Annotated in this window: 21 protein-coding genes; 15 read left to right on the top strand and 6 right to left on the bottom strand. The window is 64.7% G+C overall.

All coding sequences use genetic code 11. The annotated features are described in order from the left end of the window. Nucleotides 1-144: 144 nt before the first annotated feature. Entirely contained in the window at nucleotides 145-1,551 is a 1,407-nt protein-coding gene (hemN, locus tag CV_RS18050; protein WP_011137195.1) for an oxygen-independent coproporphyrinogen III oxidase, read from the bottom strand. A 106-nt stretch (nucleotides 1,552-1,657) separates the two neighbouring features. Here hemN and fnr point away from each other — a divergent pair, with 106 nt between their 5' ends. Continuing rightward, complete coding sequence (gene fnr / locus CV_RS18045) at nucleotides 1,658-2,404, top strand: fumarate/nitrate reduction transcriptional regulator Fnr (RefSeq protein WP_011137194.1); 747 nt, start codon at nucleotides 1,658-1,660, stop codon at nucleotides 2,402-2,404. A 49-nt stretch (nucleotides 2,405-2,453) separates the two neighbouring features. On the opposite strand, the gene CV_RS22350 is transcribed toward fnr, so the two are convergent. Both CV_RS22350 and CV_RS18035 read right to left on the bottom strand, forming a co-directional pair. Further along, the gene (locus CV_RS22350) at nucleotides 2,454-3,365 is read right to left on the bottom strand and encodes a DUF1853 family protein (protein ID WP_045050455.1); all 912 of its coding nucleotides are present in this window, start codon (nucleotides 3,363-3,365) and stop codon (nucleotides 2,454-2,456) included. Beyond that, nucleotides 3,355-4,116 (bottom strand): RNA methyltransferase, encoded by a 762-nt coding sequence (locus tag CV_RS18035; RefSeq protein ID WP_043596666.1) that lies wholly within the window; start codon nucleotides 4,114-4,116, stop codon nucleotides 3,355-3,357. Before CV_RS18035 ends, CV_RS22350 begins: the two co-directional genes overlap by 11 nt. 145 nt (nucleotides 4,117-4,261) lie before the next feature. On the opposite strand from CV_RS18035, the gene CV_RS18030 reads away from it, so the two are divergent. From CV_RS18030 to CV_RS17985, 10 genes are all read left to right on the top strand, one after another. Further along, nucleotides 4,262-5,053, top strand: a complete 792-nt coding sequence (locus CV_RS18030; protein ID WP_011137191.1) for an inositol monophosphatase family protein — start codon at nucleotides 4,262-4,264, stop codon at nucleotides 5,051-5,053. Nucleotides 5,054-5,194: 141 nt separating this feature from the next. Next, a complete protein-coding gene (locus CV_RS18025) occupies nucleotides 5,195-6,679 on the top strand; it encodes a multicopper oxidase family protein (protein ID WP_043596664.1) in 1,485 nt (494 codons plus the stop codon). A 48-nt stretch (nucleotides 6,680-6,727) separates the two neighbouring features. Beyond that, nucleotides 6,728-7,051 (top strand): metal-sensitive transcriptional regulator, encoded by a 324-nt coding sequence (locus CV_RS18020; RefSeq protein ID WP_011137189.1) that lies wholly within the window; start codon nucleotides 6,728-6,730, stop codon nucleotides 7,049-7,051. Between the two features lie 56 nt (nucleotides 7,052-7,107). Further along, a complete protein-coding gene (locus tag CV_RS18015) occupies nucleotides 7,108-7,404 on the top strand; it encodes a hypothetical protein (RefSeq protein ID WP_011137188.1) in 297 nt (98 codons plus the stop codon). Nucleotides 7,405-7,560: 156 nt separating this feature from the next. Next, nucleotides 7,561-7,935, top strand: coding sequence for a 30S ribosomal protein S6 (gene rpsF, locus CV_RS18010; RefSeq protein ID WP_011137187.1), 375 nt, complete (start codon nucleotides 7,561-7,563; stop codon nucleotides 7,933-7,935). Nucleotides 7,936-7,953: 18 nt separating this feature from the next. Further along, nucleotides 7,954-8,253, top strand: a complete 300-nt coding sequence (gene priB / locus CV_RS18005) for a primosomal replication protein N (RefSeq protein WP_011137186.1) — start codon at nucleotides 7,954-7,956, stop codon at nucleotides 8,251-8,253. Between the two features lie 5 nt (nucleotides 8,254-8,258). Next, nucleotides 8,259-8,486 carry a 30S ribosomal protein S18 gene (rpsR, locus tag CV_RS18000; RefSeq protein WP_011137185.1) on the top strand — a complete coding sequence of 76 codons (228 nt, stop codon included), beginning with the start codon at nucleotides 8,259-8,261 and terminating at the stop codon, nucleotides 8,484-8,486. A gap of 21 nt (nucleotides 8,487-8,507) precedes the next feature. Then, nucleotides 8,508-8,957 (top strand): 50S ribosomal protein L9, encoded by a 450-nt coding sequence (rplI, locus tag CV_RS17995; RefSeq protein ID WP_011137184.1) that lies wholly within the window; start codon nucleotides 8,508-8,510, stop codon nucleotides 8,955-8,957. A 126-nt stretch (nucleotides 8,958-9,083) separates the two neighbouring features. Continuing rightward, complete coding sequence (locus CV_RS17990) at nucleotides 9,084-9,989, top strand: MarR family winged helix-turn-helix transcriptional regulator (RefSeq protein ID WP_043596661.1); 906 nt, start codon at nucleotides 9,084-9,086, stop codon at nucleotides 9,987-9,989. A gap of 86 nt (nucleotides 9,990-10,075) precedes the next feature. Further along, nucleotides 10,076-11,386, top strand: a complete 1,311-nt coding sequence (locus CV_RS17985) for an anaerobic C4-dicarboxylate transporter family protein (protein WP_011137182.1) — start codon at nucleotides 10,076-10,078, stop codon at nucleotides 11,384-11,386. A gap of 1 nt (nucleotide 11,387) precedes the next feature. Here CV_RS17985 and CV_RS17980 read toward each other — a convergent pair whose 3' ends face one another. The 3 genes from CV_RS17980 to CV_RS17970 all read right to left on the bottom strand — a co-directional run bounded on the left by CV_RS17980 (nucleotide 11,388) and on the right by CV_RS17970 (nucleotide 13,032). Beyond that, the gene (locus tag CV_RS17980) at nucleotides 11,388-11,717 is read right to left on the bottom strand and encodes a DUF2322 family protein (protein WP_011137181.1); all 330 of its coding nucleotides are present in this window, start codon (nucleotides 11,715-11,717) and stop codon (nucleotides 11,388-11,390) included. A 363-nt stretch (nucleotides 11,718-12,080) separates the two neighbouring features. Beyond that, entirely contained in the window at nucleotides 12,081-12,632 is a 552-nt protein-coding gene (locus CV_RS17975; protein ID WP_011137180.1) for a hydrolase, read from the bottom strand. A gap of 64 nt (nucleotides 12,633-12,696) precedes the next feature. Beyond that, the gene (locus CV_RS17970; RefSeq protein WP_011137179.1) at nucleotides 12,697-13,032 is read right to left on the bottom strand and encodes a DUF7709 family protein; all 336 of its coding nucleotides are present in this window, start codon (nucleotides 13,030-13,032) and stop codon (nucleotides 12,697-12,699) included. A gap of 95 nt (nucleotides 13,033-13,127) precedes the next feature. Here CV_RS17970 and CV_RS17965 point away from each other — a divergent pair, with 95 nt between their 5' ends. From CV_RS17965 to CV_RS17950, 4 genes are all read left to right on the top strand, one after another. Beyond that, nucleotides 13,128-13,871: a helix-turn-helix transcriptional regulator gene (locus CV_RS17965; protein ID WP_011137178.1), complete on the top strand. Its 744-nt coding sequence runs from the start codon at nucleotides 13,128-13,130 to the stop codon at nucleotides 13,869-13,871. A 93-nt stretch (nucleotides 13,872-13,964) separates the two neighbouring features. Then, a complete protein-coding gene (locus CV_RS17960; protein WP_011137177.1) occupies nucleotides 13,965-14,483 on the top strand; it encodes a GNAT family N-acetyltransferase in 519 nt (172 codons plus the stop codon). After that, the gene (locus CV_RS17955; RefSeq protein ID WP_011137176.1) at nucleotides 14,480-14,986 is read left to right on the top strand and encodes a GNAT family N-acetyltransferase; all 507 of its coding nucleotides are present in this window, start codon (nucleotides 14,480-14,482) and stop codon (nucleotides 14,984-14,986) included. Before CV_RS17960 ends, CV_RS17955 begins: the two co-directional genes overlap by 4 nt. After that, on the top strand, nucleotides 14,983-15,492 hold the full coding sequence (locus tag CV_RS17950) for a GNAT family N-acetyltransferase (RefSeq protein WP_011137175.1): 510 nt from the start codon (nucleotides 14,983-14,985) through the stop codon (nucleotides 15,490-15,492). The genes CV_RS17955 and CV_RS17950 overlap by 4 nt, the downstream gene beginning before the upstream one ends. Nucleotides 15,493-15,536: the final 44 nt, after the last annotated feature.

Below are 15,536 nucleotides of genomic sequence, written 5' to 3'. Positions count from 1 at the left end.
GCCGCGCCTGGTTCTGCCCGGCACGCTTGCATACCCTTTGTATAAGTGATTTTGCTTACCACGCAGGGAAAAATAAGCGCTACCCGCCTTAGGAACAGTTCCGCCGGGAACGGCGGGGCCGGAGAAACCCCGCCGGGAAGAGGCTCAGATAGTTCTGGAGTAGCGGGCTTGGGTCTCGCGCTCGCGCAGGTGGCGGTCGAAGATCATCGCGATGTTGCGGATCAGGAAGCGGCCCTTGGGCTCCACCATCAGGAAGTCGCCGTCGAAGGACAACAGTCCCTGCTGCTGGAATTCGCGTATCTGTGGCATTTCCGCCGCAAAATACTGGGCGAAGTTGATGCCGTGGACCTCCTCGATGGCCTCCACCGACAGCGCGAAGCGGCACATCAGGCTCTGGATGATGGTCCGGCGCAGCACGTCGTCGCTGTCCAGCGTCAAGCCGCGCACCACCGGCAGCCGGCCCTGGTCCAGCGCCGCGTAGTAGCCCTCCAGCGTTTTGTCGTTCTGGCTGTAACAGGATCCCACCTTGCCGATGGACGAGACGCCGAAGGCCAGCATGTCGCAGTCGGCATGCGTGGAATAGCCCTGGAAGTTGCGTTGCAGCCGGCCCTGGCGCAGCGCGACGGCCAGTTCGTCGTCGGGCTTGGCGAAATGGTCCATGCCGATGAACACGTAGCCGGCGTCGGTCAGCGTCTTCACCGCGTCCTGCAGGATGTCCAGCTTGAGCGCGGCGCTGGGCAGCTCGGCCTCGTTGATGCGGCGCTGCGGCTTGAACACGCTGGGCAGATGGGCGTAGTTGTACAGCGACAGCCGGTCGGGATCCAGCGCCAGCGCCTTCTGCAGCGTGTCGCGCATGGTCTCGCGGCTTTGCAGCGGCAGACCGTAGATCAGGTCCAGGCTGACCGACTTGAAGCCGCCTTCGCGGGCGGCGTCGATCACCGCGCGGGTCTCCTCCACGGTCTGCACCCGGTTCACCGCCTGCTGCACCGCCGGATCGAAATCCTGTATGCCCACACTGACGCGATTGAAACCATAATCTGCCAGTTTCAGCATGGTTTCGCGTTTTACCTTGCGCGGATCTATCTCTATGGAATATTCTCCGTCGCTCATGAATTCGAAATGGGTTCCCAGGATGCCCATCAGCCGCTCAAGCTGGGCATCGGACAGAAAGGTGGGGGTGCCGCCGCCGAAGTGCAGCTGTATCACTTTTTCCCGGAAACCCAGCTCCGCGGACACCAGACTGATTTCCTTCTCCAGATAATCCAAATACAGGTCGGCCTTGCTGCTGTCCTTGGTGATGATCTTGTTGCAGGCGCAGTAATAGCAGATGGTGTTGCAAAATGGTATATGAGCGTATAATGATAGAGGCTTGCGGTTGGCGCCGATCTGACGCTGGCGCAATTTGTCCAGATAGTCTTGCGTCGAGAAATTTGACGTAAAACGATCTGCCGTCGGGTAGGATGTGTATCTAGGCCCCGCGCCATCCAGCCTTTCGATCAACTCGCGATCGAAGACGAAATGGGCGGGAGAGAAGGGGTGGGTAGTTTTCATGTCGTATTCGGATGGTAAAACTTCTGGAGGACTGGTAAATTTGCGAAAAACTTGTGAATTCCGCCTTGATAAGGGTCAAGCTTCGCCGGCTTGTAGCAAACACAGCATGTCTGAACAAAACCACACCTCCCTGCATACGCTGAAAATCTCCTGCTCCAGCTGCAGTCTGCGCGAGCTGTGCCTGCCCGTCGGCCTGAACCGCGAGGAAATGGGCCAGCTGGACGCGGTCATCCGCCAGAGCCGCCGCCTGAAGCGCGGCGAATACCTGTTCCGTAGCGGCGAGTCCTTCAAGTCGCTGTACGCGATCCGCACCGGCTTCTTCAAAACCTGTGTCGCCAGCCAGGACGGCCGCGAGCAGGTGACAGGCTTCCTGATGTCGGGCGAGCTGATGGGCCTGGACGGCATTTCGTCCAGCAACCACAGCTGCGACGCGGTGGCGCTGGAGGACAGCGAGGTATGCGAGCTGCCGTTCACCCGCATGGAGTCGCTGTGCCGCGACATCCCCAGCCTGCAGCACCATTTCTACCGGCTGATGAGCCGCGAGATCGTGCGCGACCAGAACGTGATGCTGCTGCTGGGCAATATGAAGGCGGAGGAGCGCATCGCCGCCTTCCTGCTGAACCTGTCGCAGCGCTTGTCCACCCGCGGCTTCGCCGCCAACGACTTCATCCTGCGCATGAGCCGCGAGGAGATCGGCAGCTTCCTGGGCCTGAAACTGGAAACGGTCAGCCGCACGCTGTCCAAGTTCCAGCAGCAAGGCTGGATCACCGTTGATCACAAGCACATCCAGCTGGTGCAGCTGGCCGAGCTGAAGAACCTGATCTCGGGCTGCATGCACGCCGACGGCCACTGAGCCGGCGGAAGGTCTTTGCGACAAAGGCAGGCGCGCAGCCTGCCTTTTTTCATGCCTGCGCGATCTTGAGCCGCAGCGCGGCCAGGCGCTCGGCGTCCGGCCAGCCGGGCGGCGAGACGAAGCCGCGCGCCGCTTCCCGCCAGCGGCCGTGTCCGGCCGGCTGCAGTTCGGCCAGCATCTGCGGCGCGTCGACTCCCCGCAGCCGCGCGCGCAGCGAGGCTTCGTCCTCCGTGTCGGCTGCCGTCCGCAGCGCGGGCGCGAGCCAGGACAGCCTGGGCAGCCAGGCCCAGCGGGAATTTTCATACAGCCGGGGCCAGTCGGTGTCGAGCGGGGCGAGCCAGCCGCGCAGCTGGCCGCAATCGAGCGGCGCCGGCGGACAACGGCCTGGCGGATAGAAGAACCAGCCGCAGATCCGGGCGCCTGTCCGGCAGTCATGAAAGCCGTCTGGCAGCAGGGGAAGCGCGTCGGGATGGCGGGACAGTTGCAGCTGTGTGGTTATTTTGGTCGCTTTCAAGCGCCAGGCATCGTTGAGGCCGGGACCGAGCAGATCGTCGGCGGTCTCGCCCAGGGAAAGGTAAAGCTTGCATGCCGTTTCCAGGTGCCAGGGCTCGCCATCCACGCGCAGCAGATAGTCGAACTCCCCCACCGTGCGGCGCTCGCTGTTTATGACTTTGAGATTTTCCGCGATCAGATCAATGTGCGGCGCATGGCGGAACCAGAAGGAAAAAAGCCGTTCGGCATATTTGCCCAGTCGTTTGCCCGGGGCGGCGGCCAGCCAGGCTTCCAGCGCGGCCGGCGCGCGGTCCAGCCTGGCCAGCAGCGCTTCTCCGCGGAGGCCCAGCAGCCGCTGCGGCGGCAGATCGGCGCCGCAGCGCCAGGGGGAGGGGGAGGTCAGCAGGAAGGCGAGGTCGCGCACCGCGGGGTGCGCGTAGGGCAGGGTGAGGCCGGGCTCAGTCGGCATCTCCGGAGCGGCCAGAAGCGGTGCGCTGCACCTGTTTGTAGAAACCGCGCAGGATGTCGATCTCCTCGCGCAGCATGCCGGCGCGGTGGAACATGGTGCGCATCCGGCGCATCAGCCGCTCGCTGTTGCGGCGCTGGAAGTAGCCGATCTCGTCCATCGCCTGCTCCAGGTGGCCGCACATGCCGTCCACCTCGCTTTGCGTCGCCGCCTCGCCCTCGGCGCGCAGGTATTCCACGTCCACGCCGGTGTGGCTGAATAGCTCGTAGGTCATCACCTGGACCGCCATCGCCAGGTTAAGCGAGAAGTAATCGGGGTTGCCGGGGATGGTCACCAGACGGTTGCATTGCTCCACCTCCTCGATCGACAGGCCGAAGGTTTCGTTGCCGAACACCAGGGCCACCTGTTCGCCGTCGCGGGCGCGGGCGATCAGCTCCGGCGTGGTCTGGCGCGGAGTGGACAGCGGGGTGGTCAGTTCGCGGCGGCGGCTGGTCAGCGCGCAGGCGACGGTGACGTCGGACAACGCCTCCCGCAGCGAGCCGACCACGGTGGCGTTCTCCAGCAGGTCCACCGCGCCGGAGGCCAGCGCGTTGGCCTCTTCGCTGGGAAACACCTTGGGTTCGACCAGGTAGAGGCGGCTCAAACCCATGGTTTTCATCGCGCGCGCGGCCGAGCCGATATTGCCCGGATGGTTGGGGCGGGCCAGCACCACGCGGATGTTTTGCAGAAAATCAGGTACTTGGGGTTTATTCATTGGCGTTTTCACATTAAAATAGCGGGCATATACCAAAAGCCCGCGCCCAGGCGTCGGGTTTTTTTGTTCCTTAACCCAGATTGTTACCGGCGGGTGTCGCGTCATCGACGGACACCCGCCCATCGTTCAAGTGTAGAGGCCGTCAATGCATCCGATGCTCAATGTCGCGGTTAAAGCCGCTCGCCGCGCAGGCAGTGTTATCCAGCGCGCGTCGCTCAACCTCGACGCCATCCGCGTAGAGAAGAAAAAGCACAATGACTTTGTGACCGAGGTGGATCGCGCCGCCGAGGAAGCGATCATCAACGTCATTCTCGAAGCCTATCCGAAGCACGCGATTCTAGCAGAAGAGTCCGGCGCCAAAGGCGTGGGTTCTTCCGAATACGAATGGATCATCGACCCGATCGACGGCACCACCAATTTCCTGCACGGCCACCCCCAGTACGGCATCTCTATCGCGATGGCGCACAAGGGCCAGATCCAGCAGGCGGTGGTCTACGACCCGAACCGCAACGATCTGTTCACCGCCTCGCGCGGCGTCGGCGCCTTCCTCAACGATCGCCGCATCCGCGTGTCCAAGCGCTTCATGATGAACGAGTGCCTGATCGGCACCGGCTTCCCGGTTTCCGACCAGAGCTATCTCGACCAGTACCTCGGCATGCTGAAGGACGTGATAGCCAAGACCGCGGGCGTGCGCCGCGAAGGCGCCGCGTCGCTGGACCTGTGCAACGTCGCCTGCGGCCGCACCGAAGGTTTCTTCGAACTGAACCTGAAGCCGTGGGACATCGCGGCCGGCAGTCTGATCGTGCAGGAAGCGGGCGGCATCGTCACCGACCCCACCGGCGAGCAGGGCTGGTTCGAGTCCGGCGACATCGTCGCGGGCAACCCGAAAGTGCTGGCCCAGCTGCTGCAGCTGCTGGCGCCGCACGTCGCCAAGTAAGCGCATATCCGCATTCCGAAAACGGCAGGCCATCAGGCCTGCCGTTTTTTTTGCCCTCGCAAGCACAGCGCGCGGAACTGTTGCCATCGCGGCCGCTCTAGGTTCAATATACCTGCTAGGGGTATCTGTATGGAGCATGCGATGCAAAGACGTCAAATGATGCGCTGGGGCGCCGCGCTGGCCCTGTCCCCGTGGCTGCTCAGACCGGCGGCGGCCGCGTCCGCCCATGCGGGCCACGGCGGAATGGCGATGGGGCAGGCGGCGCCGCTGCCGGCCGCCGCCGCGCTGGGCCTGGCCAGGGGCCTGCAGCTGCCGGATTTGAAGCGGCTGCCGTTGGAGCGCAAGGACGGCGCGTTGCGAGGCTGCCTGACCGCGGCCGCGGTGAGCCTGCCCTTGCTGCCCGGCAAGCCTGCCACCGAGTTCTGGGCCTACAACGACAGCGTGCCCGGTCCTGCGATTGAATTGTTCGAGGGCGAGACGCTGGGCCTGCGTTTCGACAACCGCCTGCCGCAGCCTACCACCGTGCATTGGCATGGCCTGCCGATTCCGTCCGACCAGGACGGCAATCCGCATGATCCGGTGCCGCCCGGCCAGGGCCGCGACTACCGCTTTTCCCTGCCGGAGGACAGCGCGGGCAGCTACTGGTACCACCCGCATCCGCACGGCCATACCGCCGAGCAGGCTTACCGCGGGCTCGCCGGCGTATTCGTGGTGAAAAGCCGCAACGATCCGCTGGCCCATCTGCCGGAACGCTGGCTGGTGCTGTCCGACCTGAAGCTGGACCCGGACGGCAAGATCGCCGCCAATAGCGACGCGGACCGGATGGACGGCCGCGAGGGACAGTTCGTGCTGGTCAACGGCGCATGGCAGCCAAAGCTGGCGCTGGGCCGCGGCGAGCGCCAGCGCTGGCGGATCTGGAACGCCACCAGCGCGCGGGTGCTGAAGCTGGCGCTGCCGGCCCACGAGGTCTGGCTGGTGGGCACCGATGGCGGCCTGATTGAAAAGCCGCGCCGCGTCGAATATCTATTGCTGCCGCCGGGCGCGCGCGCCGAGCTGGCCGTCACCGGCCGCTTCGCCGCCGGCAAGCCGGCCGGCCTGGTCGCGCTGCCGTACGCGCGCGGCAAGATGATGGGGCCGGAGCAAGGCCAGGCGCTGCCGCTGCTGGACATCGAGGCCGGCGGGGGCATGGCCACCGCGTCCTTGCCGGAGCGGCTGCGCCGGATCGATCCCTTGCTCAAGGCTTCGGTGACGCGGCGCGTGGTCTTCAGCGAGGACATGGCCAATCCGGCGGCGATGTTCCTGATCAACGGCAAGACTTTCGATATGAACCGGATGGATTTCACCGGCCAGGTGGGCGCGGTGGAGGAGTGGGAAATCGACAATCAGGCCGATATGGACCACCCCTTTCACTTGCATGGCACCCAGTTCCAGGTGACGGAACGGCATGACGGCAAGGGGTGGAGGGCCGAGTCCTATCTCGCTTGGCGCGACGTGGTCAACGTGCCGCCGGGGCAGAAAGTCAGGCTGAGGTTCCGCCAGGACATGCCGGGTCCGCGCATGTTTCACTGCCACATCCTGGAGCACGAGGACGCCGGGATGATGGGCACGCTGGATGTCCGTGCCTAGCGCGGACGGATGGGCGATAATGCCGATATGAAAAATCCGGGAACCGTCATGGACGATACACATTCCAGCCAGGCGTGCTGTCATGAAGAGGCGCAGGCCGAGCGCAGCGTGGTGCAGCCGGGCAAGGCCGCGTTGCTGAAGCGCCTGGCGCGGATCGAGGGCCAGGTCCGCGGCATCAGCGGCATGATAGAGTCCGACCGCTACTGCGTGGACGTGCTGACCCAGGTGGCAGCGGTGAAGTCGGCGCTGGACGCGGTGGCGCTGCAGTTGCTGGAAAACCATATGAAGGGCTGCGTCGCCCGCGCGCTGCAGCAGGGCGACGCGACCGGCATGGTCACCGAGCTGATCGACGTGGTGAAGAAGGTGCGCTGAGCCGGCCGGTGTTTCAAGGAGCCTGTTGTCGCGGGCTTTTTTTCGGGGAGTTTGAGATGAAGAAACTGGCATGGATCGCGCTGTTGTCCTCCGGCGCCGCCCACGCGGCGCCGATCCCGTTCGAAACCTACATCAAGCTGCACAACGGCATGCTGGAGGCCGAGCTGGTGTCGGTGGCCGGCGCGCCGGATTACGGCAGCGACAGCAATCAGGGCCGGCTCGCCAGCGGCGTGGCCACCGTGTCCACCACCCGCCAGCTGTCCTGGCTGGCCAACGGCCAGACTCCCTACACCACTGTCGTCACGCTGCGCGACGGGGTGGTGGTGGACATCAAGCGCGACAAGAAGTTGTAATTCCACCGCGTTTCTCAGGCGCAGCGCGTTGATGTTTCTGAAAAAACGCGCTTAAAGTTTGCCTGGCCGCGGCAAAGTGCGTAGAATGCTGCGGTTTACTACCTTGCCTTTCGCAATCGCATGGCGAAAGGCTACGAATAGCCAAAAGGAGTTCACATGCGCCATTACGAAATCGTGTTCATCGTGCACCCGGACCAGTCCGAACAGGTCCCGGCCATGATCGAACGCTACAAGGGTATGGTTCTGGCCGCCGAAGGCAAGATCCACCGTCTGGAAGACTGGGGCCGTCGTCAACTGGCCTACCCGATCCAGAAACTGCACAAGGCTCACTACGTTCTGATGAACGTCGAGTGCCAAGCGGAAACCCTGGCCGAGATCGAGCACGCCTTCAAGTTCAACGACGCCGTTCTGCGTCACCTGACCATCAAGATGGATCGCGCGATCAGCGACGCTTCCCCGATGATGAAGGACGAAAAGGCTAAGAACCTGCTGGACGCCCAGCCGGCTGCCGAGGTTGAAGCTTCCGCCTAATCGGCAGGGGCTCAAGTCTTGCAGAACCGCCTGGTACTGACCGTCACGGTTGATCGCGAAGATGCGCTGAGATACACGCCCGCCGGCTTGCCGGTCGTGGAAATGTGGCTCAAGCACCAGTCCCGGCAAAGCGCCGGGGGATTCGAACGCGATGTGGCCTGCGACATACAGGCCGTGTGGGTGGGAGAGGAAGCCAAAAAGCACGCCGGGAAACTGGCGGGTCGGGTGATGAACGTCACCGGTTTTCTCAGCCAACGCAGCCTGCGCAATCCGCGGTTGGTACTCAATATCGAATACGTTGAATTTGTAAAAGGTTAGTCAAAATGGCTCGTCAACTCTTCAAGCGCAAGAAGTTCTGCCGCTTCACGGCAGAAGGCATCAAGGAAATCGACTACAAATCCGTTGATCTCCTGAAGGATTTCATCGCCGAAAACGGCAAAATCATCCCGGCTCGCATCACCGGCACCAAGGCCCGCTACCAGCGTCAGCTGACCACCGCTATCAAGCGTGCTCGCTTCCTGGCCTTCTTGCCGTACACCGATCAGCACTAAACCGGGAAAGGAACTTAAGAGATGCAAATCATCCTGCTCGAAAAAGTTGCCAACCTGGGTCAACTGGGTGACGTGGTGAACGTGAAGAACGGCTTCGCCCGTAACTTCCTGATCCCGCAAGGCAAAGCCAAGCGCGCTACCGAAGCCAACCTGAAAGAGTTCGACGCTCGCCGCGCCGAACTGGAAGCCAAGCAAGCCGAAATCCTGGCCGACGCCAAGGTTCGCGCCGAGAAGCTGAACGAAGCCGTGATCACCATCGCCCAGAAGGCGGGCGTGGACGGCCGTCTGTTCGGCTCCGTGACCAACGTCGACGTCGCCGAAGCGGTTACCGCTTTCGGCGTGCAGATCAAGCGTCACGAAGTTCGCCTGCCGAACGGCCCGTTCAAGGCCATCGGCGAATACGACATCGAGATCGCGCTGCACCACGACGTGGTTACCCCGATCAAGATCGTTGTGGTCGGCGAAGCTTAATTCCTGTTTCAGGAATCTTCGAGAAAAGCCCGCTTCGGCGGGCTTTTTCGCATTTGGCGAAAATATGGTTGCGTAGCGCAACTTGTATCGTTTATGGTTGCGTATCGCAACTTTAAAGGACGCGTCATGAACGAGCGCGAGCTGCGCGCGCTGTCGCGCGACATCGTCAGGGAACTGGGCATGCTGGCCGGCCGTTGCGGCGAGGTGGATCTGAGCCCGGTGGAGGCTCACCTGCTGATCGAGCTGGAGGCGGCCCCGGCGAACAATCAGCAGCTGGCCGAGCGCTTGCGGGTGGACAAATCCAACAGCAGCCGGCCGTTGCAGCGGCTGGCCGAGCGCGGTCTGATCGCCTGGCGGGCGGATCCGGCCGACGGGCGCAGCAAGCTGGCCGAGCTGACGGCAGCGGGCCGCGATTGGCTAAAGCGGCTGCACGCGGCGATGGACGCCGACATGGAGCGGGTGCTGGCTCAACTGGACGACGGGGAGCGGGCGGCGCTGGAGTCGGGCCTGCGCGTTTACCGCAGGGCGCTGTCGCAGGCGGATAGGCAGCGCGGCTACGTCATCCGCCCGCTGGCGGCGGCCGACAATGGCGAGCTGGCGGCGCTGATCCGGCGGGTATCGGCCGAGTACGGCCTGGGCGAGGGCTGCAGCTTTCTCGATCCGCAGCTGGACGCGCTGTTCCAGGTTTACGACCGGCCGGGCTCTTGCTATCTGGTGGTGATCGGGCCGGACGGACGACTGCTTGGCGGCGGCGGCATCGCCCCGCTGGCGGGCGGCGAACAAGATGTATGCGAACTGCAGAAGATGTATTTCGACGCGGCGCTGCGCGGTCGCGGGCTGGGGAGGCGATTATTGCGCCGGCTGCTGGCCGAGGCGAGGGCCTTGGGCTACCGGCGCGCTTATCTGGAAACCACGGCCGCGCTGGGCGAGGCGACGGCCTTGTACGCATCGGAAGGCTTCGCCAGGCTGAATGGGCGCTGGGGCGATACCGGGCACGGCGCTTGCGAGATCGCGATGGCGCGGGAGCTGTAAGAGCATAAGCGTATCCTGATCTTGGACAATCCGCAGGCGTGGCATTATTGCGACAATGGGGCCCTGATCCTGCGGAAAGTCGCATCATGGTATACCTGCAACTCGTAGTCGTGCTGGGGCTGATCTTCCTCGGCGTGCGCATGGGCGGCATCGGGCTGGGCGTCACCGGCGGCGCCGGCTTGTTCATCCTGACATTCGTCTTCGGCCTGAAACCCGGCCACGCGCCGATAGACGTGATCCTGATCATCATCTCGGTCATCACCGCGTCCGCCGCGCTGCAATCGGCGCGCGGGCTGGACTACATGGTCGGCGTGGCCGCCCGGCTGCTGCGGCGCAATCCCCGCCACATCGTGCTGCTGGCGCCGCTGGTGGGCTGGCTGTCCACCTTCCTTGCCGGCACCGGCTTCATCGCGCTGGCGCTGATGCCCATCGTGGTGGAAGTGGCGGAGAAGACCGGCATCCGGCCCGAGCGGCCGCTGGCGGGCCTGACCGTGGCGTCGCAGAACGCCATCGTCGCTTGTCCGGTATCCGCCGCCACGGTGGCGCTGGCCACGGTGCTGGCGCCGCACGGCGTCGCGCTGACCGACATCATCATGATCAGCATTCCGGCCACGCTGCTGGGCGCGCTGGCGGGCGGGGCGGTGATGCTGCGCTACGGCTGCGAACTGGCCGACGATCCCGTCTACCGCCAGCGGCTGGCCGACGGCGGCATCCGCCGGCCGCAGACCGACGCCGAGGAGGCCTTGCCGCGCACCGCCGCCTGGTCGGTTTACGGTTTCCTGCTGACGGTGGCGCTGATCGTGCTCTTGGCGGCGATGCCGCAGCTGCGCCCGGCCTGGCCCGGCGCCAAGGGCATGGAGCCGGTGGCGATGGTGGACGTGATCCAGATGTGCATGCTGGGTTATTCCGCGCTGGCCGTGCTGGTATGCAAGGCCGACCTGCAGGGCATGGTGTCGGGCAGCATGTTCCGCTCCGGCGCGGTGGCGGCGGTGACGATACTGGGCGCGGCGTGGATGAGCGATACCTTTATCCAGGCCAATCTGCCGCTGTTCAAACACAATATCGTCAGCATCATCGAGTCGGCGCCATGGCTGTTCGCCTTCGCGGTGTTCACGATGGCGGTGATCCTGTTCAGCCAGGGGGCGACCACCAAGGTGATGATGCCGCTGGGGGTGTCGCTGGGAATCGCGTCGCCGGTGCTGATCGCCATCTATCCGGCGGTAGTGGGCGTCTACGTGCTGCCCAGCTATCCCAGCCTGATCGCGGCGGTGGAGATGGATTACACCGGAACCACCCGCATCGGCCGCTGGGTGTTCAACCACAGCTTCATCCTGCCGGGGCTGGCGAGCACCGCGGTGTCGATCGCGGCCGGCTTCGCCTTGCTGGCCTTGAGGTGACTTACTCTTCCGTTTTCAGCACGACGCGGGCGCGCAGGCCCGGGGCGCCCTGTTCGGCGATGGCCAGCAGGCGGTCGATGTTGGGGTGGCTGCCGGGATGGGCGCGGGCGGCCGCGGTATGCTCGGCGAACAGCTCCAGTCCTTCGCGGGCGGCGTTGCGGTCGATGCGGCCGTGGCGCTTGACCAGCGCGTGGTAGACGCGCACCGAGCCGGCGGTGCCGGGGCGGTTCTCCAGCCGGTGCATCGCTTCGCCTTCCGGGCTCAGCAGCACGATGGCGTCGATGCCGTCGGTGGGCGGCAGGGTTTGCAGCAGATCCTGGAATGGGGTCATGGTCATTCTCCTTGTTATGCATGCCTTGTCTGTCACTCATAGGATAAGGGCTAAAGATGACAGTTCCAGATGAAGGTATTCATTAAGCTGACGGCAAGTGTTAATGAATGTTGCATCTTGGTGCATTTGGAGGCGTTTACGCACTGAATTGGTGCGGTTTTGCCGGCAAGGCATTGAGGTGTCCGTTTGAAACGGCGTTTTCCGGCGAGATATGAGCTGGCACGCTGTTTGCTTTATCCTGTCCGAGCTGTGAGCAGGGCCGCGAGGCTCGCGCGCCAGTCTGCAAAGGGGAGGATGAGAGCGGCAAAGCCGCCATTGGACGGGGTTGTCGAAGAGGTAAGCTTCGACAACCCCGATTCATTTTCAGGGCTGATCGCCCAGCAGATAGCGCTGGCTCATCGCCTTGAAATGATCGCCGCCTGATTTTTCCAGCAGTTCGAACAGCATCATCTCCCGGCTGACGATGACCGCGCCGGCCGCGCGCATCCGCGCCACCGCCAGTTCGATGTCGGACGGCTTGCGGCTGGAGATGGCGTCGGCGACGACGAATACCTGCTTGCCGGCGGCCAGCAGCTGCAGCACCGTTTGCAGCACGCAGACGTGGGCCTCCATGCCGCAGACGATGATCTGGCGCTTGTCGGTCAGCGCCGGCGGCAGGCAATCCGCCGCCACGCAGGAGAAGTGCAGCTTGTCCACCACCTGCGCTGCCGGCGCCTCTTCGCGCAGCGAGGCCAGGGTGCCGCCCAGGCCGCGCGGGTATTGCTCGGAAAACACGATGGGCAGCCCATGGTCGCGCGCCACGCCCACCAGCCAGCGGCTGCGCGCCAACAGCCCGTCCGCGTCGTGCACCGCCGGCAGCAACTTGTCTTGGATGTCCACCACCAAGAGGCCGGCTTCTTGTCTTTGCATCAGCATGTTCCGCTCCTGTCGATTCGAGGCTACAGCTTAACGCCAAAGACGGCGGGCTGGCATCGTCTGATCATGCCGATGTGTTTTTAGTCGGCCCGGCCAGCCACCGGCCAGCCAGTTCCCCGACCAGCTTGCGGCCCGGATTGTCGCCCCGCGTCCATTCCTCGGGCGGAAACAGGTCGAACAGTCCCACTTTGAACAGCGTCGGCACGGCCAGCTCCAGCTGGTTCTCCACCTCGCCTCGCTCGCCCCGGTTGTAGGCGGCGATGTTGACCAGCATGGTCGCGACGGTGCCGGTTTGCACCGTGCTGCCGTCGCGCAGCTTCACGGCCGGCAGCGTCTCGCCGTCGGCGATGACCTTGCGGTTGATCGCGGACAGGGCTTCGGTGTGTTGTACGTGTTTCATGGCCAACTCCTTGCGTGGAATGAGCGCCCAGTATCGCGCTGGCGGGATTGGCCTGCTTTCCATATAGTGCCAATGAATATCTATAAAGGGCCAATATGGAGCGAGCCATTCTGCCGGGACTGGCGGTGGCGGCGTTGCGGCGCGGCGTCGGCGACCATACCGCGCGCCACAGCCATGCGGAGGGACAGCTGGCCTGGGCCAGCGCAGGCGCGTTGGAGCTGGACGCGGATGGCCGGCGCATCCTGCTGCCCGGCGGCTGCGTCGGCTGGATTCCGCCGGGCATGCCGCATGGCGCGCATTACCATGGCGAGTTGCGCGGCTGGAGCCTGCAGCTGGAGGCGGCCTGCTTGCCGGCCTTGCCGCCGGACCTGCGCGTGTGGCGGGCTTCGCCGTTGCTGCAAGGCGTGTTCCAGCGCCTGGGCGACTGGCCGGAGCAGGCCGGTCCGGACGCGGCCAGGCGGCTGGTCGCCGTGCTGGCGGACGAGTTGGCCTGGGCCGAGCCTTATCCGGCCAGCCTGGCCTGGCCTTCCCATCCGGCGCTGCGCAAACTGGCCGAGGCCCTGTCGCGCGATCCGTCTCTGGATTGGGATCTTGAGCGCTGGGCGCGACAGATCGGCATGTCGAGGCGCAGCCTGATCCGCCATTTTCGCGCCGAGACCGGCATGGGCGTGGCCGAGTGGCGCGAGCGGCTGCGCATGCTGCGGGCCAGGGCGCTGCTGGCCGAGGGGCGCTCGGTCGGCTATTGCGCGGCGGAGCTGGGCTATGCCGGCAGCAGCGCCTTCATCGTCGCCTTCCGCCGCTGTTTCGGCGAGACGCCGGGACGCTACTTGTCGGCATGAAAATCATATTGCTATGCACAATAGTTATTTGGCATGATGGTGTGCCGGGCCTGGCGGCGATCCCGCCTGTGCCCATCAACTCAGGAGACCATCATGTCCCAGCCTTACTTGATCCGTTCCGTCGAACCGTCCGACGCCGCCGCCCTCCACCGCATCAAAACGTCCCCCGGCGTCTATCCGGACACGCTGCAGCTGCCGCACCAGCCTTTGGCCGACACCGAGAAACAGTTGAACGAGCGACCAGCCAACCTTCATCAGCTGGTGGCCTGCGCCGGCGGCGGCGAGGTGGTCGGCTCGGCCGGGATCATTGTCAATGAGGGCATGCGGGTGCGCCACAGCGCCGAACTGTTCCTGGTGGTGCGCGACGATTGGCAAGGCAAGGGAGCCGGCGGGGCGATGATGCGCGCCATCATCGACTTGGCCGACAACTGGCTGGGCTTGATCCGCATCGAGCTGAAGGTCATCCACGACAATGCCCGCGCCATCGCCTTGTACGAGAAGTTCGGCTTCGAATACGAGGGCCGGCTGCGCCAGGAGCAGCTGCGCGCCGGCAAGCTGGAAGACGTGCTGGTGATGGGGCGGTTGAACTGGCCTCGGAGGGCCGAGGCATGAGCGAATATCGAATCCGCCATGCCGAGCCGTCCGACGCCGAGGCCTTGAACGCGATGTTCAGCGACCCGGCGGTATTCGGCAACATGCTGGGCCTGCCTTGGCCGGCCTTGAGCAAGCGGCGCGAATGGCTGCAGAAAAACGAGCCGGGCCGCACCGTGCTGGTGGCGGCGGACGAGGCGGAGCGGGCTGTGGGCTGGGCGGCCTTGCTGCCGTCGGCCCGGGAGCGGCAGCTGCGCGCCGCCGAGTTGGGCCTGGGCGTCGATGTCGGCCTGCATGGGCGGGGCATAGGCTCGCTGCTGATGGCGGCGGCGCTGGCGCAGGCCGACGGCTGGCTGGGGCTGCGCCGCATCGAGCTGACGGTGTTCGCCGACAACGCTCGCGCCCAGGGCCTGTATCGAAAGTTCGGCTTCGTCGAGGAGGCCAGAATGCGCGCCTACGCGCTGCGCGACGGCGTCTACCAAGACGTGCTGGCGATGGCCAGGCTGAAGGAGGCATGGCGATGAGCGCATTCCGCATCCGTCACCTGGAGCCGGACGACGCGGGCGATCTGCGCGAGCTGGCCGCCGACGCCTCGGTATACGGCAATACCTTGCAACTGCCTTTTCCGTCCGCAGCCACCATGGCGTCGAGAATGGAAAAAATGCTGGGCGCGGGCCGCTGCCAGCTGGTGTGCGAAACGGCGGGCGGCAAGGTGGTCGGCAGCGCCGGGCTATGGCGTTTCGACGAGCAAAGGCTGGCCCATATCGCCGGGCTTGGCATCAACGTCCACCGCGATTGGCAGGGGCGGGGCGTCGGCAAGCTGCTGATGGCGGCCTTGCTGGATCTGGCCGACAACTGGATCGGCCTGCAACGGATCGAGCTGACGGTCTATCCCGACAACCTGCCGGCGCAAGCCTTGTACCGCCGTTTCGGCTTTGTCGAGGAGGCGAGGATGCGCGCGCACTCGTTCCGCGACGGCGCTTACCACGATGTCCTGTTGATGGGACGCTTGCGCGGCGGCCGCGTCTGAAGCGGGTGGTGCGGGTATGAGAAAACGCGCCGCGGACCATCCGG

Origin of the sequence: Chromobacterium violaceum ATCC 12472, from assembly GCF_000007705.1 — a bacterium.
GTDB lineage: Bacteria > Pseudomonadota > Gammaproteobacteria > Burkholderiales > Chromobacteriaceae > Chromobacterium > Chromobacterium violaceum.
Note: the sequence above shows the minus strand (reverse complement) of the source record. Positions and strands in the feature narration are given on the sequence as shown.

What these genes read in the sequence shown, in the direction of transcription:
- hemN (WP_011137195.1), bottom strand. Translation starts at nt 1,551, where the DNA reads ATGAAAACTACCCACCCCTTCTCTCCCGCCCATTTCGTCTTCGATCGC.
- fnr (WP_011137194.1), top strand. Translation starts at nt 1,658, where the DNA reads ATGTCTGAACAAAACCACACCTCCCTGCATACGCTGAAAATCTCCTGC.
- CV_RS22350 (WP_045050455.1), bottom strand. Translation starts at nt 3,365, where the DNA reads ATGCCGACTGAGCCCGGCCTCACCCTGCCCTACGCGCACCCCGCGGTG.
- CV_RS18035 (WP_043596666.1), bottom strand. Translation starts at nt 4,116, where the DNA reads ATGAATAAACCCCAAGTACCTGATTTTCTGCAAAACATCCGCGTGGTG.
- CV_RS18030 (WP_011137191.1), top strand. Translation starts at nt 4,262, where the DNA reads ATGCATCCGATGCTCAATGTCGCGGTTAAAGCCGCTCGCCGCGCAGGC.
- CV_RS18025 (WP_043596664.1), top strand. Translation starts at nt 5,195, where the DNA reads ATGCAAAGACGTCAAATGATGCGCTGGGGCGCCGCGCTGGCCCTGTCC.
- CV_RS18020 (WP_011137189.1), top strand. Translation starts at nt 6,728, where the DNA reads ATGGACGATACACATTCCAGCCAGGCGTGCTGTCATGAAGAGGCGCAG.
- CV_RS18015 (WP_011137188.1), top strand. Translation starts at nt 7,108, where the DNA reads ATGAAGAAACTGGCATGGATCGCGCTGTTGTCCTCCGGCGCCGCCCAC.
- rpsF (WP_011137187.1), top strand. Translation starts at nt 7,561, where the DNA reads ATGCGCCATTACGAAATCGTGTTCATCGTGCACCCGGACCAGTCCGAA.
- rpsR (WP_011137185.1), top strand. Translation starts at nt 8,259, where the DNA reads ATGGCTCGTCAACTCTTCAAGCGCAAGAAGTTCTGCCGCTTCACGGCA.
- rplI (WP_011137184.1), top strand. Translation starts at nt 8,508, where the DNA reads ATGCAAATCATCCTGCTCGAAAAAGTTGCCAACCTGGGTCAACTGGGT.
- CV_RS17990 (WP_043596661.1), top strand. Translation starts at nt 9,084, where the DNA reads ATGAACGAGCGCGAGCTGCGCGCGCTGTCGCGCGACATCGTCAGGGAA.
- CV_RS17985 (WP_011137182.1), top strand. Translation starts at nt 10,076, where the DNA reads ATGGTATACCTGCAACTCGTAGTCGTGCTGGGGCTGATCTTCCTCGGC.
- CV_RS17980 (WP_011137181.1), bottom strand. Translation starts at nt 11,717, where the DNA reads ATGACCCCATTCCAGGATCTGCTGCAAACCCTGCCGCCCACCGACGGC.
- CV_RS17975 (WP_011137180.1), bottom strand. Translation starts at nt 12,632, where the DNA reads ATGCTGATGCAAAGACAAGAAGCCGGCCTCTTGGTGGTGGACATCCAA.
- CV_RS17970 (WP_011137179.1), bottom strand. Translation starts at nt 13,032, where the DNA reads ATGAAACACGTACAACACACCGAAGCCCTGTCCGCGATCAACCGCAAG.
- CV_RS17965 (WP_011137178.1), top strand. Translation starts at nt 13,128, where the DNA reads ATGGAGCGAGCCATTCTGCCGGGACTGGCGGTGGCGGCGTTGCGGCGC.
- CV_RS17960 (WP_011137177.1), top strand. Translation starts at nt 13,965, where the DNA reads ATGTCCCAGCCTTACTTGATCCGTTCCGTCGAACCGTCCGACGCCGCC.
- CV_RS17955 (WP_011137176.1), top strand. Translation starts at nt 14,480, where the DNA reads ATGAGCGAATATCGAATCCGCCATGCCGAGCCGTCCGACGCCGAGGCC.
- CV_RS17950 (WP_011137175.1), top strand. Translation starts at nt 14,983, where the DNA reads ATGAGCGCATTCCGCATCCGTCACCTGGAGCCGGACGACGCGGGCGAT.